The sequence below is a fragment of the Streptomyces cyslabdanicus genome (assembly GCF_052663305.1).
This window is the reverse complement of sequence record NZ_JBQRUW010000008.1, coordinates 1-23,351: the sequence shown is the minus strand read 5'-3', so window position 1 is coordinate 23,351 and position 23,351 is coordinate 1. Positions and strand designations below refer to the sequence as shown.

At 72.7% G+C, this 23,351-nt stretch carries 16 protein-coding genes, 1 tRNA gene and 1 pseudogene; 11 read left to right on the top strand and 7 right to left on the bottom strand.

Features of this window, described 5'->3' with window-relative positions; genetic code table 11:
- The first annotated feature begins 155 nt into the window (after positions 1 to 155).
- Positions 156 to 5,003: a PAS domain-containing protein gene (locus ACTYVM_RS05975; protein WP_445524910.1), complete on the top strand. Its 4,848-nt coding sequence runs from the start codon at positions 156 to 158 to the stop codon at positions 5,001 to 5,003.
- A gap of 102 nt (positions 5,004 to 5,105) precedes the next feature.
- Here the strand turns inward: ACTYVM_RS05975 and ACTYVM_RS05970 are convergent, their stop codons facing one another.
- The 3 genes from ACTYVM_RS05970 to ACTYVM_RS05960 form a co-directional block, all read right to left on the bottom strand.
- The gene (locus ACTYVM_RS05970; protein ID WP_445524909.1) at positions 5,106 to 6,761 is read right to left on the bottom strand and encodes a long-chain fatty acid--CoA ligase; all 1,656 of its coding nucleotides are present in this window, start codon (positions 6,759 to 6,761) and stop codon (positions 5,106 to 5,108) included.
- A 115-nt stretch (positions 6,762 to 6,876) separates the two neighbouring features.
- A complete protein-coding gene (locus ACTYVM_RS05965) occupies positions 6,877 to 7,434 on the bottom strand; it encodes a SigE family RNA polymerase sigma factor (protein ID WP_445524908.1) in 558 nt (185 codons plus the stop codon).
- Between the two features lie 418 nt (positions 7,435 to 7,852).
- Positions 7,853 to 8,164, bottom strand: coding sequence for a hypothetical protein (locus ACTYVM_RS05960; RefSeq protein ID WP_445524907.1), 312 nt, complete (start codon positions 8,162 to 8,164; stop codon positions 7,853 to 7,855).
- A 399-nt stretch (positions 8,165 to 8,563) separates the two neighbouring features.
- Between ACTYVM_RS05960 and ACTYVM_RS05955 the strand changes: the two genes are divergently transcribed.
- From ACTYVM_RS05955 to ACTYVM_RS05945, 3 genes are all read left to right on the top strand, one after another.
- Positions 8,564 to 9,448, top strand: a complete 885-nt coding sequence (locus ACTYVM_RS05955) for a bifunctional DNA primase/polymerase (protein WP_445524906.1) — start codon at positions 8,564 to 8,566, stop codon at positions 9,446 to 9,448.
- A 152-nt stretch (positions 9,449 to 9,600) separates the two neighbouring features.
- Positions 9,601 to 10,260 carry an NADPH-dependent FMN reductase gene (locus ACTYVM_RS05950; RefSeq protein WP_445524905.1) on the top strand — a complete coding sequence of 220 codons (660 nt, stop codon included), beginning with the start codon at positions 9,601 to 9,603 and terminating at the stop codon, positions 10,258 to 10,260.
- Positions 10,261 to 10,486: 226 nt separating this feature from the next.
- Positions 10,487 to 10,978 (top strand): hypothetical protein, encoded by a 492-nt coding sequence (locus tag ACTYVM_RS05945; protein WP_445524904.1) that lies wholly within the window; start codon positions 10,487 to 10,489, stop codon positions 10,976 to 10,978.
- A gap of 494 nt (positions 10,979 to 11,472) precedes the next feature.
- Here ACTYVM_RS05945 and ACTYVM_RS05940 read toward each other — a convergent pair whose 3' ends face one another.
- Positions 11,473 to 11,769: a hypothetical protein gene (locus tag ACTYVM_RS05940; RefSeq protein ID WP_445524903.1), complete on the bottom strand. Its 297-nt coding sequence runs from the start codon at positions 11,767 to 11,769 to the stop codon at positions 11,473 to 11,475.
- A 989-nt stretch (positions 11,770 to 12,758) separates the two neighbouring features.
- On the opposite strand from ACTYVM_RS05940, the pseudogene ACTYVM_RS05935 reads away from it, so the two are divergent.
- A pseudogene (locus tag ACTYVM_RS05935) lies at positions 12,759 to 13,268 on the top strand (UTRA domain-containing protein); the annotation flags it as partial.
- 48 nt (positions 13,269 to 13,316) lie between these two features.
- On the top strand, positions 13,317 to 13,658 hold the full coding sequence (locus tag ACTYVM_RS05930; RefSeq protein ID WP_445524902.1) for a hypothetical protein: 342 nt from the start codon (positions 13,317 to 13,319) through the stop codon (positions 13,656 to 13,658).
- 144 nt (positions 13,659 to 13,802) lie between these two features.
- Here ACTYVM_RS05930 and ACTYVM_RS05925 read toward each other — a convergent pair.
- A tRNA-Ser gene (locus ACTYVM_RS05925) sits at positions 13,803 to 13,887 on the bottom strand.
- Between the two features lie 62 nt (positions 13,888 to 13,949).
- Positions 13,950 to 15,386 carry a S1C family serine protease gene (locus ACTYVM_RS05920; RefSeq protein WP_445524901.1) on the bottom strand — a complete coding sequence of 479 codons (1,437 nt, stop codon included), beginning with the start codon at positions 15,384 to 15,386 and terminating at the stop codon, positions 13,950 to 13,952.
- Positions 15,387 to 15,653: 267 nt separating this feature from the next.
- Between ACTYVM_RS05920 and ACTYVM_RS05915 the strand changes: the two genes are divergently transcribed.
- The 3 genes from ACTYVM_RS05915 to ACTYVM_RS05905 all read left to right on the top strand — a co-directional run bounded on the left by ACTYVM_RS05915 (position 15,654) and on the right by ACTYVM_RS05905 (position 18,391).
- On the top strand, positions 15,654 to 16,481 hold the full coding sequence (locus ACTYVM_RS05915; protein ID WP_445524900.1) for a glycerophosphodiester phosphodiesterase: 828 nt from the start codon (positions 15,654 to 15,656) through the stop codon (positions 16,479 to 16,481).
- Between the two features lie 80 nt (positions 16,482 to 16,561).
- Positions 16,562 to 17,200 carry an ATP-binding protein gene (locus tag ACTYVM_RS05910; protein ID WP_445524899.1) on the top strand — a complete coding sequence of 213 codons (639 nt, stop codon included), beginning with the start codon at positions 16,562 to 16,564 and terminating at the stop codon, positions 17,198 to 17,200.
- Between the two features lie 225 nt (positions 17,201 to 17,425).
- Positions 17,426 to 18,391: a DUF5926 family protein gene (locus tag ACTYVM_RS05905; RefSeq protein WP_445524898.1), complete on the top strand. Its 966-nt coding sequence runs from the start codon at positions 17,426 to 17,428 to the stop codon at positions 18,389 to 18,391.
- A gap of 591 nt (positions 18,392 to 18,982) precedes the next feature.
- Here the strand turns inward: ACTYVM_RS05905 and ACTYVM_RS05900 are convergent.
- The gene (locus ACTYVM_RS05900; protein WP_445524897.1) at positions 18,983 to 19,648 is read right to left on the bottom strand and encodes a bifunctional DNA primase/polymerase; all 666 of its coding nucleotides are present in this window, start codon (positions 19,646 to 19,648) and stop codon (positions 18,983 to 18,985) included.
- A gap of 503 nt (positions 19,649 to 20,151) precedes the next feature.
- Here ACTYVM_RS05900 and ACTYVM_RS05895 point away from each other — a divergent pair.
- Both ACTYVM_RS05895 and ACTYVM_RS05890 read left to right on the top strand, forming a co-directional pair.
- Positions 20,152 to 21,687 (top strand): PP2C family protein-serine/threonine phosphatase, encoded by a 1,536-nt coding sequence (locus ACTYVM_RS05895; protein ID WP_445524896.1) that lies wholly within the window; start codon positions 20,152 to 20,154, stop codon positions 21,685 to 21,687.
- 76 nt (positions 21,688 to 21,763) lie between these two features.
- Complete coding sequence (locus ACTYVM_RS05890) at positions 21,764 to 23,245, top strand: aminopeptidase P family protein (RefSeq protein WP_445524895.1); 1,482 nt, start codon at positions 21,764 to 21,766, stop codon at positions 23,243 to 23,245.
- The last annotated feature ends 106 nt before the right edge of the window (positions 23,246 to 23,351 follow it).

Genomic DNA, 23,351 nt, shown 5'->3' with positions numbered 1-23,351 from the left:
GAGGTCCGACGTCAACTCCGCCGTGCGACCTCCCTCTCATCCGGCGTCGCGGCGGCAACCTCTGCGCATAGACTCCCTCGCGTGACACGCTGCGGGCCGGTTGGCAAGATGGCCCCCGCGGTCGGCAAGGTGCGGTGACAGGGAGGAAGCGTCTCGTGAGCAGCAGGCCATCCCGAGGCGCTGCTCGCCTCGCTGCCATACTCGACGCGCTGCCCGACGCCCTGGTGCTGGTCAACGCCAACGGCACCGTCGTCAACGCCAACACCATCGCGCTGGAGGCGTTCGAGACGCCGGGTACCGCCCTCGTCGGGCGGGGCCTGCTCGATCTGCTGCCGCAGTTCGACTCCAAGCTGATCCCCGGCTCCATGCGCAGGCCCGACCACATCGACCCGCACGGGCGGACCAAGCCGACCCGGATGACGGCCCGGCGGACCGACGGGTCGGAGTTCCCGGTCGAGGTCACCAGCGCGAACCTGGAGAACAGCCAGCAGGCCTACGACGGCCACGGCTACAGCGGCGACGAACTGCTGATGCTGGTCGTCCGCGACCTGTCCGGCACCATCGACACCGAGGCCGAACTGGCGCGTTCTCAGCGGCAGACCGAGATGATCCTGCGGGCCGCCGCCGAGGGTGTCGTGGGTACCGACACCGACGGGCGGGTCGTGCTCGTCAACCCCGCCGCCGCGCAGATTCTGGGCTACCGGGCCGGCGACCTCGGCGGCCGCGAGCTGCACACCCTCGTCCTGCACTCGCGCGCCGACGGCTCCCCCTTCCCGTACGGCGAGTCGCCGCTGGCCGACACCCTTCGCTCCGGGCGCAAGCACCGGGTGCGCGGACAGGTGCTGTGGTCCAAGTCCGGCGACAAGGTTCCCGTCGATCTGACCACCGCGCCGGTGCGCGACGGCGACCAGCTCGTCGGCGCCGTCATGACCTTCACCGACCGGCGCCCCTACGACGCGCTCGCCGACGAGAAGGCCGCCGAGGAGCAGCGCCACGAGGAACGGCTCGAACAGCTCACCGAGAAGCACGCCTCCGAACTCACCGCGCTGCGCCAGCAGCACGCCACCGAGATCGAGGAACTCACCGAGCGGCACGCGGAGCAACTCGCGGCGAACGAGGAGCGCTACGCCGCCCTCGGCGAGCGGGAGAAGGACCGCTACGAGGCGCTGGCCGGCCGGTACGAGCAGCTGCTGATCCTCCTCGGCGGCTCCCTGCGCGGCCCCCTGGACGAACTGCGCCGCGAGCTGGCCGCCCTCGCCGCCGACGACGCCGGGCAGCTCTGGCCCGAGGCCAACCAGGTGCTGCACCACCTGTCTGCCGGGTACGCCCGGATCACGACGCTGATCGACAACGTCCTCGGCTACCAGCGTCTCGACGCCGGCAGCGAGGAGATCATCCGGACGAACGTGATGCTGGACGCGGTCGTCGCCGCCGGTGTCGACGGCGCCGTCGAGCTGATCGGCCCCGGGCGGGTGCAGTTCGCCGTGCACGCGCCGCCCATCGAGGCCGAGGTCGACCCGCGGCGTCTGGCCACCGCGCTCGCGCACCTCGTCGCGGACGTCGCCGGCGTGGACGCCACCGGGAACTCGCCCGTCTCGGTGGGCGGTTACATGGACAACACCGTCGTGGTGGCGGCGGCGCAGCGCGGTGAGGTCGTCCGGATCGAGGTGCGCGGGCCGTACGCCGGGGGAGACCCGGTGCACGAGCCGATCGTGCGCGGGATCGTCCGGGCGCACGGCGGTGTCCTCCAGACCCACGAAGTACCGGGCATGAGCGGCAGCGCGTACGTCCTGGAGGTGCCGCTCGGCGGCGGTGCCGGCGTCGTCCCTGCACCGGCCCCGGCACCGGTCCACGCCCTGGAGCCGGCCGCGGCTCCCGAAGAGCCCGCCCCGGCGGAGCCCGCCGTGTCCGAGCAGCCTGCGGTCGGCGGGCGGAGGCGGGCCCGGCGGTCCTCGACGGACGCGTTCCTCGAAACCGACGACCAGGCGGAGGCGGCCGCCGGTGCCCCGGCGGCTCCGACCGGTCGGCGCAGGCGGCGGGCGGCCGAGCCGTCCCAGGAGACCGGGCAGGTCCCGGCCGCGGGAGCCCAGGTCGCCCAGGTCGCCCAGGGCACGGACGGCTCCGGTGGTACGGGACGGCGGCGCGGACGGCCCGCCGACGACGCGGACGGCGTGTCCGAGGGCGCCGTGGTCATGGCGGGCGAGCACGGCGCGGGAACGGCGGCCTCGGGTACGGGACTCGGCGGTACGGTGCCGCCGCAGGGCGTACCCGTGCCCACCGGGCGGCGCGCCCGGCGCGAGGTCGGCCGACCCGAGGCACTGCCGGCGGCGCTGCCCGCGGCCGCCGACGCACAACCCGAGGCGGTGCAGGCAGAAGCGGCGCAGGCAGAGGCGGCGGGCAGCGAGAACCCGGCGGCCTCCGCCCCGCAGCCGGGCGGGCGCCGTCGGCGCGCCCTGGCCGCGGCGTCCGAGCGTGCCGTCGCGCAGGAGGCGGCTTCCCGTCCGGTGTTCGCCCTGCCGCCCGCGGAGGCGGACCGGCCCGCCGAAGGCCCGGAGGCCGCGCAGGCGCCCCGGGTGCCGACGCAAGGTGCCGCCGTCCCCGTCCCTCGGGGGGACGAAGGGCAGCACGACGCGGTACTTCACGACCAGGCCGACGAGCACACGCCGCCGCAGCCGCATCCCACCAGCGCGCCGACGGGACGCCGTCGGCGGGCGGTGGCCCAGCCGCAGAACACCGCGACAGCGGGCGCGACGCCCGCGCCGGGTGCGCCGGGTGCGCCGGGTGCGCCGGGTGCGCCGGGTGCGCCTACCGGGGCCGTACCCGTGCCCTTGTCGGGCGCGCCCGTGCAGGGTACGGCCGGACCGGGCGTTCCGGTGCCGGCCGACCCCGGTGGCGCCCAGGCGCTCGCGCAGGCTGTGCCGCAAGGGACTCCGGGGCAGCCCGTCGCGCCGCGGGGGGTGCCCGGACAGCTCACTCCGCAACAGGTGACTCCCGGTCAGCCCATCGCTCCCCAGGGCCTGCCCGGACAGCCCGTCGCCCCGCAGGGCGTACCAGGACAGCCCACTCCGCAACAGGTGACTCCCGGTCAGCCCATCGTTCCCCAGGGCCTGCCCGGACAGCCCGCCGCGCCACAAGGGACTCCCGGTCAGCCCGTCGCTCCTCACGGCCTGCCGGGACAGCCCGCCATGCCGCAGGGCCTGCCCGCTCAGCCCGTCGCCCCGCAGGGCGTGCCAGGGCAGCCCGTCGCACCGCCGGTGGCTCCCGGACAGCCGGGGGCGGGGCCGCAGGCTTCCGTGCAACAGCCCGTTCCCGGTCAGGCGCCGCCCGCGCAGCAGCCGTCCGAACAGGCCGCCCTGCCCGCGCAGGTGCCGTCGCCGGAACACGGGGCCACGGGCACGGTGCCCGCTCCCGCGCTCGGCATCCCCGGTCAGCCGCTCCCCGCGCAGCCTCCCGTACTCGCTCCCGCGCAGAACCCCGCCGTCCCGGCCCCGGCCCAGCAGGCCTCCCCCGCGCAGCCCGTTCCCGCGCAGGGCATCCCGGCCCTGGGCGCCCCGGCTCAGGCGGTCCCCGCCCCGCAGCCGGTCCCCGGCGCGGGTGGCAGCCCCGTACCGCCGAACGCCACCGGCACCCCGCTGCCCCCGGCTCAGGCCCTTCCCCAGTCGGCTGCCCCCGGTGCGCCCGGCATGCCCGGCACACCGCCCCACGGCACCCCGGCCGCCGCAGGCACCGCCCTCCCGCCCGAGCAGGTGACGGGGCCGGCCGCCGTACAGGCCCAGCCCGGCCCCGGGACCGCGGCACCGCGTGTGGCCCAGCCGTTGCCCGCCGAGGCCGCCGCGCCCGTCGACCCCAACTCGACGCAGGGGCGGGCGTTCAGCGTGCGCACACTGGGACAGGGCGTGCCGTTCAGCCGGCAGGCGGCTCAGGCGCAGGCGCCGCAGCCGCCGTCGGCCACGCCGCCCCCGCAGACGACCGGCGGTTCCGGCCGCCGACGCAAGCTGGGCACTCCGCCCGACCCGGCCGCCGCGCGCCCGCAGACGGCGCCACAGGCGCAGGCACAGACGCAGGCACCGACGGCCCGCCCGCACCCGTCGGCCGAGCAGCCCACCGCGCAGCCCTCCCGGGGCGGCCCCGCCGTGGCCGTCGGCACCGAAGGCGGCGGACGGTCGTACGCCATCGGGGCTCCGGACGAGAACGCCGCCGAGGGTCCCGAGCCGCTGGACGGTCCCGGTGGTGCGGTGGAGATCGCGGACACCCCGCGGCCGCAGCCGATGGACGACGAACTGCCCCCGGAGCCGCTGGACAACCCGCGCCGACTGCTGGTCTGGCCGGCCCCCGACGTCACCACCCAGCAGGCGCTGAGCGACCGCGGCTACCGGCCGGTCATCGTGAACTCGCGCGAGGAGGTGGACGCGCAGATCGCGGCCTTCCCCGCCGCCCTGTTCGTCGACCCGCTGACGGGGCCGATCACGCGCACGGCGTTGCAGTCGCTGCGGCAGGCCGCGGTCGCCGCCGAGGTACCGGTGCTGGTCACGGCAGGACTCGGGCAGGCGACGCGCGAGGCGGCCTACGGCGCCGACCCGGCCGTACTGCTGAAGGCGCTCGCGCCGCGTGACAGCGAGCAGCATCCGCCGCGTGTGCTGCTGATCGAGGAGCACGCGGAGATCGCGCTGGCGCTGACGGCGACGCTGGAGCGGCGTGGGATGCAGGTGGCGCGGGCCGCGAGCGACGACGACGCGGTGACGCTCGCCGGGCAGTTCCGGCCGAACCTGGTCGTGATGGACCTGATGCAGGTGCACCGGCGCCGCGCCGGGATCCTGGGCTGGCTGCGCGCGAACGGGCAGCTCAGCCGCACCCCGCTGGTGGTCTACACGGCCGCCGTCGACCAGGCCGACCTGCCGCGGCTGGCCTCGGGCGAGACGGTGCTGTTCCTCGCGGAGCGGTCCACCAGCGACGAGGTGCAGAGCCGGATCGTCGACCTGTTGGCCCGGATCGGCACCAACTGACCGACCGACCGGCCCCCCTCGCGTACGACGCCGGGCGGAGAGCACTCACGCTCCCCGCCCGGCGTCGTGCGTGTACACGCGCGCGTGCCGTCCGGTCCGCGGTCAGATCCGCGTGACGTCCAGCTCTCCGGCGGCGTACTGCCTGCGCAGCACCTTCTTGTCGAACTTGCCGACACTGGTCTTCGGAACGGCCTCGATGACGGTCCAGCGCTCCGGGAGCTGCCACTTGGCTATCGCGCGCTCCTCCTGGAGGAAGGCGCGCAGTGCCTCGAAGCCGACGGTGGCGCCTGTCTTGAGGACGACGCTGGCCAGCGGGCGCTCGCCCCACCGGTCGTCGGGGACGGCGACGACGGCGGCCTCGGCGATGTCCGGGTGGGACATCAGGGCGTTCTCCAGCTCCACGGAGGAGATCCACTCACCGCCCGACTTGATGACGTCCTTGGCCCGGTCGGTGAGGGTGAGGAAGCCGTCGGGGCTGATGGTGCCGACGTCGCCTGTCTTCAGCCAGCCGTCCTCGCTGAACTTGTCGGCCGGGCGCAGCGGTTCGGCGCCGGGGCCGTTGTAGTAGGCGCCCGCGATCCACGGTCCGCGGACCTCCAGCTCGCCCGCGGACTCGCCGTCCCAGGGGAGGCGTTCACCGCCGGGCCCGGTCAGGCGGGCCTCGACCCCGGCCGGGAAGCGGCCCTGGGTGAGGCGGTAGCCGAACTCGTCGTCCGTGCCGATCGAGTGGGCCGGCGGGCGGGCCACCGTGCCGAGCGGGGAGGTCTCGGTCATGCCCCAGGCGTGGCACACCCGCATGCCCAGCCGGTCGAAGGCCTCCATGAGGGAGGGCGGGCAGGCCGAGCCGCCGATGGTGACCTGGGTGAGGGAGGAGACCTCGCGGGGCCGGGAGGTCAGTTCGGCGAGCAGCCCCTGCCAGATGGTGGGCACGGCGGCCGCGTGCGTCGGCTTCTCCCGCTCGATCATCTCGGCGAGCGGGGCCGGCTGAAGGAAGCGGTCCGGCATCAGAAGGTTGACGCCGGACAGGAAGGTGGCGTGCGGCAGGCCCCAGGCGTTGACGTGGAACTGCGGGACCACCACGAGCGTGGTGTCCCGGTCGGTCAGGCCCATGGACTCGCTCATGTTGACCTGCATGGAGTGCAGGTAGACCGAACGGTGGCTGTAGACCACGCCCTTGGGGTCGCCCGTGGTGCCGGAGGTGTAGCACATGGCGGCGGCCTGGCGTTCGTCCAGCTCGGGCCAGTCGTAGGTGACCGGCTTGGCCGCGATCAGGTCCTCGTAGTCGTGCACCTGGGCGTGAGAGCCGTCGAGCGGGGTGCGGTCGCCGGGGCCCGTGACGACGACGTGCTCGACCGTCTTCAGGTGCGGCAGCAGCGGGCCGAGCAGCGGGATCAGGGAGCCGTTGACGATGATGACGCGGTCGGCGGCGTGGTTGACGATCCAGGCGAGCTGCTCGGCGGGCAGGCGCAGGTTGAGGGTGTGCAGCACCGCGCCCATGCAGGGGATCGCGAAGTACGCCTCGACATGCTCCGCGTTGTTCCACATGAGCGTCGCCACGCGGTCGTCGGCCGCGACCCCGAGGTCCTCGCGCAGGGCGTGCGCCAGTTGGGCCGCGCGCTCGCCGATCGCGGCGAAGGAGCGGCGGTGGGGCTCGCCGTCACCGGTCCAGCTGATCACCTGCGACGTCCCGTGGATCGTCGACCCGTGGGCCAGGATCCTCGAGATCAGCAGCGGTACGTCCTGCATGGTGCTCAGCACGGCGTCCTCCCGGGGCGGCGTCGCCTACGGTGGTAAGGGATGCGCTGATTCTGCTCACATACCGTGCGGTATGTCACTAGCCCCGGATGATCGATCACACAACGTTCGCCGGCGGTCAACGCACGCGCCCGAGCTCCGGGTCCTCCCGCAGCTTGCCGAGCGCCCGCGACACCGCCGACTTCACCGTACCCACGGACACTCCGAGCACCTCGGCCGTCTGGATCTCGGAGAGGTCCTCGTAATACCTCAGGACGACCATCGCCCGCTGCCGGGTGGGCAGCTTCATGATCGCCCGCCACATGGCGTCGCGCAGCGCCTGCTGCTCCGCCGGGTCGGCCGCGCCGGGCACCGGCTCCGGCTCGGGCAGCTCGTCGCAGGCGAACTCGTCGACCTTCCGCTTGCGCCACTGCGAGGTCCGGGTGTTCAACAGCGCGCGGCGCACATAGCCGTCGAGCGCCCGGTGATCCTCGATCCGCTCCCACGCCACGTACGTCTTGGTGAGCGCGGTCTGCAGCAGATCCTCCGCGTCGCTCGGGTTCGCGGTCAGCGACCGGGCGGTGCGCAGCAGCAGCGGCTGCCGGTCCCGCACGTACGACGCGAAGGACGGGTACGCCGGAGTCCTGGTCGCCGGTACGGCGGCTTTCGACACGCTGGTGCGGACGGATGTGGTCATGCCTCCACGCTAGGAGCGGCACCCGCTCCCGCGGATCGCCCGCAGGTCCCGCAGCCGAGTCCGCCTCAGGTTGTAGGGGTGGGGTTGGCCGCACCTCCTGAAGGTGGAGGAACGGGCCGGGTGTACTGCGGGTTCACCCCTGGGGGACGTTCCGGACGGCGTCGCGGGCCGGCCGGGCCCCTACCGCGCCCTTCTGTGCCGGGGTCCCTGTGCGCGGGTCCCTGCGCCGCGATCCCCGTACGGCGGCCCCTGTGCCGCGATCCCCGTACGGCGGTCCCTGTGCCGCGATCCCCCGGAACACGTCTGCGCGGCGGAGCCGAAGCACCGCCGCGCAGAGGTGTGTTACGTCCCCACGAGCACACCCACCAGGAGGGTCAGGGCCGGCTGGTCCCCAGACTGCGCGCCGGCCCGCCCCGGCTCACCACAGCCGGGTGAAGTGGACGACGACGTTCTTGTTGCCCTGCTGGATGGCCGTGAACGCGGAGCGGTTGACCTGTGCGGTGTTGCTCTGGTTCGTGGCGCCCGAGCCGACCGCCTGCTGCTGCGTGGTGGACGAGTTGCCGCTGTTGTCGCGGCCGACCCCGCTGCCGACGAGGCCCGCGACGCCCGCGTTCGATCCGTTGCCCGCGATGGCTCCCGTGTCCGCGGCGGCGACGCCGGCGAAGAGCGCCGCGGCGAGGGGGATGGCCGCGGCAGCGGCGAGAACACGAGCGGTACGGATGCTTGCCATGTTGCTCCTCCAGTACGAGGTACGCACCGGCTGCCTTGCCGGGGAGTACATGAAGTACGGCTTTCACCTGGGCAGTTGGCCGACCGCCCGGGCTTCCTCACGACGTCGCGAGATCAGAGTTGCCCACCGGAACCCGGCGAACCACCCCGGAGCACCCGATTCGCACGCAAGCGTGAGGACATGTCGATAAACCCCTTTCGCCACCCTTCCTGCCGCCGGGAGTTCTATCGCGAGCTCCGTCGGGGGCGACGCGGACCGCTGATCCCCAGGCGCCGCAAGGGCCACAAGGCCCACACGGGCCGAGGCGCCCCTCGAAAAACCGCCCGAAAACCCCGCCCCACGGCGTCCCGCGCCCGCCTCCCCCTTTCCTTTCTCGAACATACGTACGAACATAGAGGCATGGCCACCATCGACCGGCAGGCCACGACGCTGGCCCTCGCGCACGCCCTGTCAGCCGCCGAACGCGGACTGGCCGTCATCCCCCTGTCCCGGACGAAACTCCCGGCCCTGCGCTCCCCGCACCGCGCCGACCCCGATCCGGTGGGCCCGTCCGGTCCGCCCTGCCACGGCGCGTGCGGCCGCTTCGGCCACGGGGTGTACGACGCCTCCACCGACCCGGCCCGCATCCGGGAACTGTTCGCCGCCGCACCCTGGGCCACCGGCTACGGCATCGCCTGCGGACTGCCCCCACACCATCTGATCGGCGTCGATCTGGACACCAAGACAGGCACGGACGCCTCGGCGGCCCTGCGTGAGCTCGCCCGGCGCCACCTGTTCACCATCCCCGCCACGGTGGTCGTCCTGACCCCGAGCGGCGGCCGCCACCTGTGGCTGAGCGGGCCGCCCGGCGTCGCCGTCCCCAACTCGGCCGGCCGCCTGGCCCCCGGCATCGACATCCGCGGCGCCGGCGGCTACCTGGTCGGCCCCGGCTCCCGCACCGGACACGGCGCCTACACCACCGCCCCCGGCACCGCACACCTCTTCCCGGCCCCCTGCCCGCGCGCCCTGCTGCGCCTCCTGCTCCCGCGGCCGCGCACCGACCGCCGCCCCGCACCGCGCTCGGCGGGCCGGCACGGCGAGGGCCTGGTGCAGTTCGTGCTGGGCGCCCACGAGGGCCAGCGCAACACACGCCTGTTCTGGGCCGCCTGCCGCGCCTACGAGAACGGCATCGGCCCCTTGCTCGTCACCCCCCTGGTCGACGCGGCCCGCCACACCGGTCTGACCGAACACGAGGCCCGCGCGACGATAGCCTCCGCGGCCCGCCTGACCGGCCACCGGCCCTGAGCCCCGGAGAGAGCGGCCCCGAGCGGGCGACGGATCACCGCCCCGCCGCCCCGCCGCCCCGGCCGGCGGTCGCACACCCGCGCTCCCGGAACCACACTGGTCGGTGGGGCGCTCCCGCTGGGAGCGCGTACCCACGACGGAAGGACGGCTCCATGCCCACGGACGCGTCTCCCGGCCCGCTGCGGTTCCTGGTCTTCGGCGCGGCGCTGCGGACCGGTTCGGCCAACGCACGCCTGGCCTCCCTTGTCGCCCGGCTCGTCTCCGACACCGGTGCCACCGTCGACCTCGCCGGCATGCACGAGTTCGACATGCCCCTGTACGACGGCGACATGGAGGCCGCCGAAGGGCTGCCGCAGGGCGCCCTCGCCCTGCGCGAACGCATCGAGCAGAGCGACGCCTTCGTCATCTCCTCGCCGGAGTACAACGCCTCCATGCCGGGCGTGCTGAAGAACGCGATCGACTGGGTCTCCCGGGTCCGGCCGCAGCCGTTCAAGAACAAGCACGCGATGCTCGTCTCCGCCTCACCGTCCCTGATCGGCGGCAACCGCGGCCTGTGGGCTCTGCGGATTCCCCTGGAACACCTGGGCACCCGCGTCTACCCGGACATGTTCAGCCTGGCCAACAGCTACCAGGCCTTCGCCGACGACGGAACGCTGGCCGACCCGGGGCTCCAGCAACGCCTCGCCGAGACCGTGTCGGGTTTCCTCAGCCTCGTCGAAGCGGACGTGCGCTACGTCTGCCTGGAACGCCGGTGGTACGAGTTCCTGGGCGACCGCACCGAGGCAGCCATCACCCAACGGGCGGAGTCCTGACCCCGGGTACGGGCCGCGCCCACGGCGCTTCTGGCAGGTGGCCGCGGGCGGAACCCGGATCCGGGACTCCATGAACGGGGGGCCAACAGCAGCTGCCGGTTTGGGGGTTCTGCGGGCGAGGCGCTTGTCGGAGTGAGCGCCGTGTGGATAGGTGGGGTGCGGCAGGCAACCGTGGGGAGCGGCGCCCAGGGGGAGAGACGTGCGCAGGTATGTCCACCATGAGCTGATGGCCGTCGCCGAGGCGGTGGGCGCGACACTGGTCACCGTGCCCGTGGTGTTCGGTGTGCGTGGCGTTCCCAGGGGCGAGGGTGATTGGCGGGCTCTTGCGCTCCTCGCGGCGTTCAGCGCTGTGAACGGGGTACTCGCCTGTACCCGTTTGAGCTGGCTGGGCGGCGAGAAACGGGAGTTCGAGGATGCGGTTCCCCTGGCGGACCCCGACTCGGTGTTGCCCACGCCCCGGGAGTCTCTCCGCCGCAGCATTGACCGGGGCTTCGCTGTCTTCTTGATGTTGTTCGGCCTGGTCTTCGCCCTGATATGGGTGCCCATCATGGCCTTGTGGTCTGTGCTGTTCTTGCCGGAGCGGCTCATCAAGGCGGCGTACGGGACCTACTGGGAGAGGCGTCACGGGGTCCTGTTGTGGCGCGGGCACGTTCCGGAGCAGCCCCTGGGGAAGGGCCAGTACCTCTATTCATCGGTACGGCAGCCCGATACCGCGTGACAACGCCGACGTACCCCACAGCGGACGAGCACGGACGCCTGCGCACCGTCGGCGCACGTGGCTCGCGCCCCGACGGTTTCAAGGCTGTGTGGGGCACGCGGCTCTGCAACGCAACCCCCACGCCCTGAACCGACTGCTCACGAAGATACCGACGCCGATGGACAGCGCGATCGGTACGACGTCGAGGGTCACGTGGCGGCCCCCGGCTGCCAACGACCCCAGAAATGCGATCGCCGTGAGGGTCGCGGCGGCCGCGGTAAGGAAGACCGCCGTCTCGGCCCACCACATCGCCCGCGTCGGTTGAGTCGCCATGCCGATGGTGTACATCGCCCACCTGGCTGCCGTACAGCAGGCCGCCCGACCTCAGCGACCACCGTCCCCATGGTTCGCATCGAGACGCACACCGCGACACCCCCGCGCGGGCCGTCCCGGGGCCGTCGCTCGTGGACTCATCGCCCTTGAGGACGAGGTGGAACAGCCGAAAGGCCGGGCGGTTACCGGTCTGCGGGGCGACGCAGCGAGCGCCTCTGAAGCAGGCCGCCCAGGATGAGCAACGCCATGGCGAGGACGAAGAGCGCATCCAGCACGATCTCCGAATCCACTGCCGCCTTGAAGGACGTGATCGTCGCCAGGCCCGCGGCCAGCGACACCGTCCCGTACCCCCACAGGTCCGGCCGAACTACGCGGCCCCGCAGCCACGGCGCCAGCCAACCGGTGGCCAACGCCAGGACGCCGCCCACAGCCAACAGACCACAGCCCACCGCAGCCGCACCAACAAGGAACCAGCCCACGTCCCACCCCTCCATTCGCGTGTCCCACCACGCGCGCCTGATCGTCGCACAGAGCCGCAGTCGAATGCGGGCAGATGCCGGTGACGGCCACTGGGCCGTCTCTGGGCCGTACGGGGGCACTCAGCGATGACAGATGACGACGGCCGACGACGCAACGGCCCCTGACCGATTCGCCTGGTCAGGAGCCATTCACATGCGCGGTGGGTGTGGGATTTGAACCCACGGTGGCTCGCGCCACGACGGTTTTCAAGACCTTTCGGCGAGCGGTACCCCTTGCCGCTCCGCAGCAGGTCAGACGAGTACCGGCACCTCGGAGGAGCGATCGTCGTCGGCGCCGTGCCCGCTGCGTGCCCCTTGGTCAAGGTCTTGCCTGCCGAGCCCGGAGTCCCCTGTTGCCGTCCGGTGGCTGCGGGGCCGTACCTCCGTCAGGAGCCGTCAGCTGGTCCGCCGTGATTCCAGGCGTAGACACGAACCGGGTCGAGGTGGAGCTCATTCGGTCCCAAGCAGTCGGCCGCCCAGGTGGCCAGGCGAGAGCCGCAGAAGCAGGCCAGGTTGGGGCCGTGCGCGCCAGTGGGACCGCAGCACCCGAGCCAGTTGTTCCCGAGCGTGAAAGGTTCGAGGTGCGGCAGGACGTCGTCCGGGTGCAGGACGAAGCTGTCACGCCATCCGGCGGACACCGTGATGCCGGTGTCAGCTCTCAGAAGCTCGCGTCCCGTACTGCGAGCGACGCAGCGGGATGTATCTGCGCCAACGAAGGGAGCGCCCCACGGCTCGGGGTCGATGGCGTAGTGCCCGACGGGGACGGTGGAGCGAGCCCGACCGGTCTTCTTGTCCCGCCGTGATCCGGGTCATCCACTCCCGGAACGATGGACAGCGGCACCAGGTCTCCAGTGAGCGCGGTCCCGCACTTGGCGCAGTAGAAGACGGTCACACCTCGGGTTCTACCGTGTGCCGGGCCGGAACGTCCAAGAAGATTCATCAGAGGAACGGCCCCCGACCAGCCCGAAGGGTCGCCGTTCCGGGCGGACATGAAGGCCGTCGGCAGGCAGGGAGACTGGGAGAGCAGGACCGACGCCAAGGTGCCGGCCCCGGTGGGAATCGCTGCCCGACTCGGTATCGACGAGGGCGACCTGTGCGTCCGGACCACGTACGAGTTCCTGGCCGACGGCAGGCCCGTACAGCTGTCGACCAGTTGGGAGCCGTACGACCTCACCGCGGGCACCCTCGTCGTCCTCCCCGAGGGAGGCCCCCACGCCGGGGCAGGCGTCGTGAACCGCACGGCCGCCATCGGGATCACCGTCAGCCATGCCGTGGAGCAGCCTGAGCCCAGGCAGGCGACCACCGAGGAGGCGTCGCTACTCGGCATCCAGAAGGCCGCGCTCGTCACGCACATCCGGCGGACGTACTACAGCGACCAAGGGCGGCCGGTCGAGACGGCGGACATCGTGGTGCCTGTCGCGCACTGCGAGATCGTCTACGAGATCCCGGTCAATCGCTGATCGGTCGCCCCCACACAAAGTCCCCTTGCGGCGGGCATGATGGCGAGCGTGGGAATCGATGTGGAACTGCACTCTGCGCGGCCGGCCCGCAGCAGCTGGAAGAAGGCGCGCGCGACATTCTTGCGGGGGTGCCATGGGCACGGGGACGCATTGGCCGACGCGCTGGGGGCGCATCACTATCTCGGTGTCCCTGGTCGGCTCACCGCTGTCGACCTGTACGGGGACACGGTGATGAACGAGCAGGAGGCCGCAGCCGCCCTCCGCGAGGTGCCGGGTTTGAAGGAACAGTGCACGGACGAGCAGCAGCGCGCAGCGCTGGATGATCTCGCAGCAGTACTGGATGAGTGCGTGTCCACCCCGGGCAGTTACGTGTGGTTCGCGGGCGACTGAGGTGCAGGCGCCGCCGACGCTGATCACCGTGCCCCTTCCGTGCCCGATCGAGCGGGAAACCGCGGGGAAACACGGTGACGAGCGGGCAGCGTTCAGCACAACGGCCCCGGACCATATGGCCTGGTCAGGGGCCGTTCACATGCGCGGTGGGTGTGGGATTTGAACCCACGGTGACTCGCGCCACGACGGTTTTCAAGACCGTTCCCTTAGGCCGCTCGGGCAACCCACCCCGCGCCGCTCGTGCGCGGCGGCGCGGGGACAAGACTAACGGGTTGGCAGGCGCGCGTGGGATCAGCTGTCGCCGATGCGGGAGCCGAGGGTGAGCTCCGCCGTGTGCTCCTTGCCGTCCCGCTTGTAGGTGACGGTGACCTTGTCGCCGGGCTTGTGGGTCCAGATCTCGCCGATGAGGGTGGGGCCGGAGTCGATGACCCGGTCGTCGAGCTTGGTGATGACGTCGCCGGGCTTGAGGCCGGCCTCGGCGGCGGGACCGCCCGCTTCGACCGGGTCCGAGCCGCTGACGCCCTGGTCGGTGATCTTGGCGCCGCTGGTCGTGTCCTCCAGGGAGACCGACGCGCCGATCTTGGCGTAGACGGGCTTGCCGGTCTTGATGAGCTGCTGGGCGACGTACTTGGCCTGGTTGATCGGGATGGCGAAGCCCAGGCCGATCGAGCCGGACTGGCCGGCGCCGCCGAGGCCGCCGCTGCCCGCGGACTGGATGGCGGAGTTGATGCCGATGACCGCGCCGCGCGCGTCGAGGAGCGGGCCGCCGGAGTTGCCCGGGTTGATGGAGGCGTCCGTCTGGAGGGCGCTCATGTAGGAGGCCTTGCTGTCGGAGCCGCCGTCGCTGGAGGCGACGGGACGGTTCTTCGCGCTGATGATGCCGGTCGTCACCGTGTTCGACAGGCCGAAGGGCGCGCCGATGGCGATCGTCTCGTCGCCGACGGCCACCTTGTCGGAGTCGCCGAGGGCGAGCGGCTTGAGGTCCGAGGGAGCGTTCTTGAGCCGGATGACCGCGACGTCGTAGCCCTGGGCGTGGCCGACGACCTCGGCGTCGTACTTCCTGCCGTCGGGGAAGGTGGCGCTGAGGCTGCCGCCGTCGACGGCGTCGGCCACCACGTGGTTGTTGGTGACGATGTGGCCCTGGGTGTCGAAGACGAAGCCGGTGCCGGTGCCGCCCCGGCCGCCGGTTCCCTCGGCCTCGATGGTGACCGTGCTCGGCAGGGCCTTGGCGGCCACGCCGGCGATCGAGTTCGGGTCGCGCTTGATCTGCGAGGCACCGGAGTCGGAGGCGGAGACCGTGGTGGAGCCGCCGTCCTCGTTCCTGGCCAGGGTGTAGCCGAGGCCGCCGCCCAGGCCGCCGGCGACCAGCGCGGCCACCAGGACCGCGGCGACCAGGCCCCCACGCCGACCGCCGGGCTTGGGCGCGGGCTGGTGCTGCTGGTACGCGGCGCCCCAGCCGGAGCCTCCCGCGCCGCCGTCCCCGTAGGCGGGCACGGCGGGGGCCGGGGGCGGCCACGAGCCGTCGGCGGGCGAGCCGGGGCCCTGCGGTGCGGGCCCGCCCGCCCCGTCGTGGGCTCCCGGGACGTGCGGAGGCGCGTCCGGGGGCGGGGGTGCGGCGGGGCCGCTCACGGGGGCGGCCGGGTGCGGGGAAGCAGCGGGAGTCTCCACCGGCACGGGAGGTGCGGACGGCGCCGGGGGTACCGTGTTGCCCTCGTTCTCGGTGCTCACAGCTCTTCTCCTTGGTTCACGGCTGTCGTTGTCGGTCGCACTCGGTCACGCTCGTCATGCCCGCCGACGACCCGGCGCGCTCCAGCTGTGCATGTGGTGCATGTGCAGGTGCACGTAGTCAGCTTTTCCCACGGGCCGTCAGAGCACCATAAGCCGTTGCTGTGGGTCCGAGTACATTCTTTATATAGGTCATCTCACATGAAACGGACACATTATCGACGGTTCTCCGCCGTCCCGCCCATTCCGCCGTGGTGGGACCATGACGCGGTGACCCACGTACGGCAGCACCACATCCAGGTCGTCGCCCACCGCGGAGCCTCCGAGGCCGCCCCGGAGCACACGCTGGCCGCCTACCGGAAGGCCATCGAGGACGGCGCGGACGCCCTCGAGTGCGATGTGCGCCTGACCGCGGACGGTCATCTCGTCTGCGTGCACGACCGCCGCGTCAACCGTACGTCCAACGGCAGGGGAGCGGTCTCCGCCCTGGAGCTCGCCGACCTCGCCACGCTGGACTTCGGCTCCTGGCGCACGCGCGCGCCCTGGCGCGGCCGGGTCGAGGAGCCGGACTGGGAGGTGCGGCCCGAGGACCCCGAGGACACCTCCGTCCTCACCCTGGAGCGGCTGCTCGAACTCGTCGCCGACGCCGGCCGGCCGGTGGAGCTGGCCATCGAGACCAAGCACCCCACACGCTGGGCCGGGCAGGTCGAGGAGCGGCTGCTGGCACTCCTGAAGCGGTTCGGACTGGACGCCCCGGCCTCGGCCGCGAGGTCGCCGGTGCGGGTGATGAGCTTCTCGGCGCGCTCCCTGCACCGGGTGCGGGCGGCCTCACCGACCCTGCCCACGGTCTATCTGATGCAGTTCCTCTCACCGCGGCTGCGGGACGGGCGGCTGCCGGCCGGGGTCGGGATCGCGGGGCCCTCGATCCGGATCGTGCGCAACCAGCCGGCGTACGTGGAGCGCCTCAGGCAGGCGGGACACCAGGTGCACGTGTGGACGGTGAACGAGCCCCAGGACGTCGACCTCTGCGTGCACCTGGGGGTGGACGCCATCATCACCAACCGCCCGCGCGCGGTCCTGCACCGGCTCGGCCGCTGACCTGCCGCTGACCGGCCGCCGATCCAGCCATGATGACAGGGAGTGCTCCGGCGTGTTCGGTGCGTGATCAGTCGTTCCAAATGCGTCACCGGACGCGATTCGGCCGGTTTCCGGTACAGGCCGGTGGGGCATCCACACCGTGGCGTGGGGCGAAGGAGGTCTCGGGGGTGGCGTTGGTGGTGGCACAGGAGGTGCCCACGTCGTCGAGCATGGCCGTACCCCATGGCCCTGCGGGCGTGGGGAAAGCAAGACACCGGATGCGTGACCAGTTGCGCAGCGGTGGCGTGGCGGAATCGGTCATCGACGACGCCGTACTGGTCCTTTCCGAACTCTTGAGCAATGCCTGCAAGCACGGCCGGCCGCTGCGCGGTGCCCTGGCCGGCGACGGCGACGTCCGGGCCGCGTGGCGGGTGGACGCGGGCGGCAGGCTGATCGTCGAGGTGACCGACGGCGGCGGCCCGACCCGCCCGGCCCCGGCCACCCCCTCGGTCACCGCGCACGGCGGCCGCGGGCTCAACATCATCACCGCCCTCTGCGACGACTGGGGGGTACGGGACGGCGCCGGCGGCGAGGTCACCGTATGGGTGGTCGTCCACGACGACGTGCACGATCCGGACGCCGGTCACCGTCGCGACGACTTCGCCTCCCGGATCACCGCACCGCCGGTGTCGGCCCTGCCCGACCTCGGCTTCACGGACGCCTTCGGCGACCTGGACTGAACCCGCACGCGTGCGCCGCGCCCGGGCGTCACCCGGGTCGGGCCGCGGGCGCGGGTGCGGGCGACGGCCGGTCGCACCTCTCGCCTTCCCCCTTCCCCACCGCTGCCCGCCGTCGCCTGTCATGGCCCTCCATTCCCCCGCCGCGTCCACAGGATCCCGTCGTTGACGTCGTGAACGGCTAGGCTCGCGCCCGTACGAGACGAGCCGTAACCGGGAGACACCCAGATGGCCAAGAAGCGACCCCAGACGAAGGCCAAGCGCCCGCAGCTCACGGATGGAGAGATCCCGGTCGTCGGTGCGCGCGAACCCTGCCCGTGCGGCAGTGGCCGGCGGTACAAGGCCTGCCACGGCCGGGCCGCCGCGCACGCGGTGACCGAGCTGGTGCAGCGGCCCTTCGAGGGACTGCCCGGCGAGTGCGACTGGGTGGCGCTGCGCGAGCTGGTCCCCGCCGCCACGGCCGGGCTGGCACTGCGCGACGGCCTGCCCGACGGCGTCCCGGCGGTCACGCTCGCCACGGTGCTGCCGATGGCCTGGCCCGCGCTGCGCCGCGACGACGGCTCGGTGCTGCTCGGCCTCCAGAACGACACGTCGTCCGGCGACATCAGCCGGGACCTCGCCGACACCCTGCTGCGCGCGCTGGAGGCCAAGCCCGGCACCCCGGTGCAGGGCCGCCGCGCCCCGGCCGACGGCCCGCGGCTCCAGGACCTGCTCGACCTGAAGGCCCCCTTCGAGCCGGTGGTGCACGAGGGCTTCGAGTTCTGGGTGCCGGACGCGGAGAACGCGACGCCGGAGGTCGCCGCCTCCCTGGAGCGCGCCAACGCGGCGGCCATTCCGACCGTGCGCCTGGAGAGCGTCGAGGCGGCGTACTGGTGCCGGACGCCGGAGAAGAACCACCTGCGCTGGGTCATGCCGCACCCGGAGGAGCAGCTTCTGGACGCTCTCGCGCGGCTGCACGCGGCGGGCCGTTCGAACCTCGGTGAAGGCACCCGTCTCGTGGGCTCCTTCCGGGCGCACGGTCTCACCGTCCCCGTGTGGGACCTGCCGAGCGAGATGAGCGCCCAGGACGTGGAGAAGCCGGCCGCCGAGTTCGCCGAGCAACTGGCCGCCGCGCTGGCCACCGAGACGCCGCTGACCGGGGACGAGCGCCGGGCCCGCGGCGGTCTGACCAACCGGCAGGTCACGCTGAGCTGAGCGACGGCGGAGCGGCCGGCCGCCGGTTCGGCCGCCCGGTCGGCTGCCCGGTGGCCACCCGGTCGGCTGTCTGGTCGGCCGCCCGGCCCAGGCGGAGCGAGTGATGCCTGTCACAACCCGCGGGCGGCACAGGCGGGTCGGTGACCGGAAAGGCCGTCCCCCGGCGACTGGAAATCCGGGATCGAATTTGCGAACTGCCGATCTCTTGTTACCGTTCCAGTAGCCCGGTTGCTGGTGCATCCCCCGTCGCCAGCAACCGGGCGCTTGCATGTCCGCCACCGCTCACTCAGCGCAGCCGTACGTCAACGGCCCGTCGTCATGGGCGAGTTGCTCCCGGACTTCAGCAGCAGCCCGGCACGCCCGCCGCGTTCGGCGAACGGTGAGGGTCAGGTCGGCGTCCGCGGCGCGGCAGCGCGGGCACGGCCGAAGGCATCCGGGCGACGACGCCCAGGAGGGCGAGCAGGCAGACGCGTCGCGGGTCGGCTCGGGTCGCCGCACGGCACCGGCTTTCCGTGTCCGACGGAACGACGCGGCACGAGAGGACGATAACGACCCGGGGCGGGCGGTTGGCCCGCCCCGGCCGCGACACCCCTAGAACTCGGGCGCGCTCACACCCGTACGAGTGAGGGCCTCCACCACGGCGTCGACCACGGCCTCCACGTCGGGCACCCAGGGCGAGGCGGAGCCGGGCAGCGGCGCGCGCTCCCAGCGGATCGGGCCGGCTCCGGTCTCGGAAGGGGGCAGGGCGAGGTATCCGCCCTCGCTGTGGAAGCGGAGGGAGCCGGGGACGAAGTCCTTGGCGAACAGCAACTCGCCCAACTGCTCCATGGAATAGGGCTTGACGAGGATCGCCCAGCGCGTGGGCGAGGCGACGACCGGACCGAGCCGCATGCCGACCCCGTCGAGCGCGGTGAGGGCACGGGCGGCCGGGAGGGCCGGCAGGCTCACCGCACAGGGGGCCTTGCCCCCGGTGGCCAGGACGATCGGCGCGGTGGGCCGGTTGGTCCACCACCAGCGCACCATGCGGGCGTCGGTGGTGGCCGCGAGGAGACCGGGCTCGAAGGGGTGTGCGCCGGGCACCGTGCACTCCGGGTCGGGACAGGCACAGCCGCCGCGCCGCCGCGGATCCGGTGCCACGCCCGGCAGCACGGGCCACTGCCACCGGGTCGCGAAGGTCAGGGCCGCGCCGATCGACTCAGGCCTCTCGTCACTGCGCTGGGACGGGAGCCCGCGTCGCCTTCCGGGGATCTCGCGCATGAGCGCTCGTTCCTTTCCGTTGCACCGCTGGCAACACCGTGGACCACTCACACCATGTGTCGATCACTGCACTGTGCGTACCTGTTGGCGCATCACACCCCTGCCTTCAGGCACGGGGAACCCCTATGGGCCGAACATCGGCTGCTTACACGGCAGCCCCGTCCATACTGCGTCTACCAGAAGCATGGGCGTGGCGCGGGGTGGCGGAGCATGGCGTTGTGCTGTCTTGCCTTCTGCTCTCCGCCTCCATCGCGCAAGGATGGGGCACGGTCGTCGGTGGTTAAGACGCCCGGGTCCGTCGCCAGGTTCCGGGTAGCCCCCAACCACCCCTGGCCTTCTCCGAGTACGTACCCATCACGACCGCTGTGACGCTCTGTCGAGCAGGCCCAGTCGACCGCAACGGGCCGTCACCCGAGGCAGTTTCAAGCCAACTTCCCTTTTTCGCAAGAGGTTGGGAAGAAGACCCCGAGAAGCCCTCTGACACCAGGAAACCCGGCAGGACAATGCTGGACATCCCCTCACGAGTGCGTGTACATGTGGAGACACTGCTGGCGGCGCAGAATGACATGGGGGTTTGCGATGCTTTTGAGCAATACGCACCGGTCGGAAGGCCGGACGCCATGAACGCCCCCCACCTCCCGAAAGTGGCTGGAATCGATTCAACGGTCCCCGCACCCGCACACACTGTCGCGCCCTCGTCCGCCGTCCCGGACAACTCCCCGAGCGGCCCGGCCGGCCCGCACACCCCCCGCCCACCGGGCGCCCTCCTCCAGGACCGGCTCGCCGGCTGGGTCTTCGACCTCACCACCCTGAACGAGTTCACCGAGCGGCTGGCCCGCACGAACGGACTCGACGCCGCGCTGAAGGAACTGCTGCGCTCCGGCGCCGCCCTCGTCGGCGCCCGGCGCGGCATCGCCGTCCTCGAACCCGACGACGGACTCGGCCCCGACACCACCATCGGTCTCGGCCTCGCACGAGCCGATCTCGGCCACATCGAGACCGTGCCGCGCAGCGCCATGCCCTACGGCACGCTCCTCGACACCGCGGCCGGACTGCCGGGCGGCGACGGCGAGGTCGTACGCCCCGACCTGTTCGCCGAGGACGGCCTCGATCCGCGCCACCGCGAGGTGGCCGGCCGCCTCGGCTACGCCGCCAGCTACGCGCTGCCCCTGTCCACCGAGGCCGCCGGCCGCCTCGGCGCGGCCGTCTGGTTCTACGACGAGCCCGCCGAACCGGCCGAGCGGCAGCGCCACCTCGCCGGCCTCTACCTCCGGTTCGCCACCGAGCACCTGGCGCGCCTGCTCGAAACCGAGCGCACGCGCGCGTGCATGGCGACGGTCTACGAGGAGTTGCTGCCCTCCCGGCTGCCCCGCGTCCCCGGTGTGCAGCTCGCCTCCCGGCACCGCACCGGGCCGCGCGGCGGCGGCGACTGGTACGACGCGCTGCCGCTGCCCGACGCCGCACTCGGCCTCGCGGTCGGCTCGGTCACCGGCGCCGGTCCGGGCGCGATCGCCGCGATGGGCCGGCTGCGGGCGTCCCTGCGGGCGTACGCGGTGATGGAGGGCGAGGACCCCGTCGCCGTCCTGTCCGACCTCGAACTGCTCCTGCGGCTCACCGAGCCCGCACGCTCCGCCACCGCCCTGTTCGCCTACTGCGAACCCGAGCTGCGCCGGATCACCCTGGCGGGCGCCGGGCACTGCCCGCCTCTGCTGCTCGGCGAACGGCGCACGGAGTTCGTGGAGACGTCCGTGTCCGCGCCGCTGGGCATGCTCGCCTGCTGGGAGGCGCCGAGCGTGGAGTTCCAGGTGTCCGCGGGCGAGACGGTGCTGCTCTACACCGACGGGCTGCTGCACCGCACCGGTGACCCCGCCGACCGCGCCTTCGCCCGGCTGCACGCGGCCGCGGCGAGCGTCCCGCGGGCGCTGCGCCACGACCCGGGAGCCGTGGCCGACCACATCCTGCGCACGGTCCTGCCGAACGGTCTGGACATGACCGAGGGCACGGAGGACGTGGCGCTGCTGGCGGCGCGCTTCGAGTAGGCCGCCCGGTCACCCGGTAACAGGCGCTACCGCCTCTGGCCCCCTTCCGCACGACCGTACGATGGGGGACGGCCCAATGGCTGCATCGAGGAGGAAGACCGTGGCGCAGGAGCTGCCGGAGACCCCGGAGACCGCCGAAGAAGAACCGATCAAGCAGCGGAAGAACGGCCTGTACCCGGGCGTGTCCGACGAGCTCGCCGAGAACATGAAGTCCGGCTGGGCCGACACCGAGCTGCACGACCTGAAGCCGGTCGAGCAGGCGGAGCACACCGCGCGCCGCCGCGCCGCACTGTCCGCACGCTTCCCCGGCGAGCGCCTGGTCATCCCCGCGGGCAACCTGAAGACCCGCTCGAACGACACCGAGTACTCCTTCCGTTCCTCGGTCGAGTACGCCTACCTCACCGGCAACCAGACCGAGGACGGCGTCCTGGTCCTGGAGCCCACCGCGGACGGTCACGAGGGGACGCTCTACCTCCTGCCGCGCTCCGACCGTGAGAACGGCGAGTTCTGGCTCTCCGGCCAGGGCGAGCTGTGGGTCGGCCGCCGCCACTCGCTGGCCGAGGCCGAGACCCTGTACGGCATCGCGACCTCCGACGTGCGCGAACTGACGGACAAGCTGAGCGAGGCCACCGGCCCGGTCCGCGTCGTGCGCGGCTACGACGCCGGTGTCGAGGCCGCCCTGACCGACAAGGTCACCGCCGAGCGCGACGAGGAGCTGCGGGTCTTCCTCTCCGAGGCCCGCCTGGTCAAGGACGCCTTCGAGGTCGGCGAGCTGCAGAAGGCCGTCGACTCCACCGTGCGCGGCTTCGAGGACGTGGTGAAGGTCCTCGACAAGGCCGAGGCGACCAGCGAGCGCTACATCGAGGGAACGTTCTTCCTCCGCGCGCGCGTCGAGGGCAACGACGTCGGCTACGGCTCCATCTGCGCGGCCGGCCCGCACGCCTGCACGCTGCACTGGGTGCGCAACGACGGCCAGGTCCGCTCCGGCGACCTGCTCCTGCTGGACGCGGGCGTGGAGACGCACACCCTGTACACCGCCGACGTCACGCGCACGCTGCCGATCAACGGCACGTACAACGAGATCCAGAAGAAGATCTACGACGCGGTGTACGAGTCCCAGGAGGCCGGCATCGCGGCGGTGAAGCCGGGCGCCAAGTACCGCGACTTCCACGACGCCTCCCAGCGCGTCCTCGCGGAGAAGCTCGTCGAGTGGGGCCTGGTCGAGGGCCCGGTCGAGCGGGTCCTGGAGCTGGGTCTGCAGCGTCGCTGGACGCTGCACGGCACCGGCCACATGCTCGGCATGGACGTGCACGACTGCGCCGCCGCGCGGACCGAGACGTACGTCGAGGGCACGCTGGAGCCGGGCGTGGTCCTCACCGTCGAGCCGGGCCTGTACTTCCAGGCCGACGACCTGACCGTCCCCGAGGAGTACCGCGGCATCGGCGTCCGCATCGAGGACGACATCCTGGTCACCGAGGACGGCAACCGCAATCTCTCGGCGGGCCTGCCGCGCCGCTCCGACGAGGTCGAGGCCTGGATGGCGTCGCTGAAGAGCTGACCCGGGTGTGACGGCCGGGTACCCGCCGGGTGCCCGGCCGTTCCCGTGGGGCGGGAGGGGAGGAGAGTCTCCTGTCCCTCCCCCCCACCCCGCCCCCCTCTGGGGA

Excerpts from the sequence above, each read along its gene's own strand:
- ACTYVM_RS05965 (WP_445524908.1), bottom strand. The coding sequence starts at position 7,434 with ATGACCACATCCGTCCGCACCAGCGTGTCGAAAGCCGCCGTACCGGCG.
- ACTYVM_RS05960 (WP_445524907.1), bottom strand. The coding sequence starts at position 8,164 with ATGGCAAGCATCCGTACCGCTCGTGTTCTCGCCGCTGCCGCGGCCATC.
- ACTYVM_RS05955 (WP_445524906.1), top strand. The coding sequence starts at position 8,564 with ATGGCCACCATCGACCGGCAGGCCACGACGCTGGCCCTCGCGCACGCC.
- ACTYVM_RS05950 (WP_445524905.1), top strand. The coding sequence starts at position 9,601 with ATGCCCACGGACGCGTCTCCCGGCCCGCTGCGGTTCCTGGTCTTCGGC.
- ACTYVM_RS05945 (WP_445524904.1), top strand. The coding sequence starts at position 10,487 with ATGGCCGTCGCCGAGGCGGTGGGCGCGACACTGGTCACCGTGCCCGTG.
- ACTYVM_RS05910 (WP_445524899.1), top strand. The coding sequence starts at position 16,562 with ATGCGTCACCGGACGCGATTCGGCCGGTTTCCGGTACAGGCCGGTGGG.
- ACTYVM_RS05905 (WP_445524898.1), top strand. The coding sequence starts at position 17,426 with ATGGCCAAGAAGCGACCCCAGACGAAGGCCAAGCGCCCGCAGCTCACG.
- ACTYVM_RS05900 (WP_445524897.1), bottom strand. The coding sequence starts at position 19,648 with ATGCGCGAGATCCCCGGAAGGCGACGCGGGCTCCCGTCCCAGCGCAGT.
- ACTYVM_RS05895 (WP_445524896.1), top strand. The coding sequence starts at position 20,152 with ATGCTGGACATCCCCTCACGAGTGCGTGTACATGTGGAGACACTGCTG.
- ACTYVM_RS05890 (WP_445524895.1), top strand. The coding sequence starts at position 21,764 with ATGGCTGCATCGAGGAGGAAGACCGTGGCGCAGGAGCTGCCGGAGACC.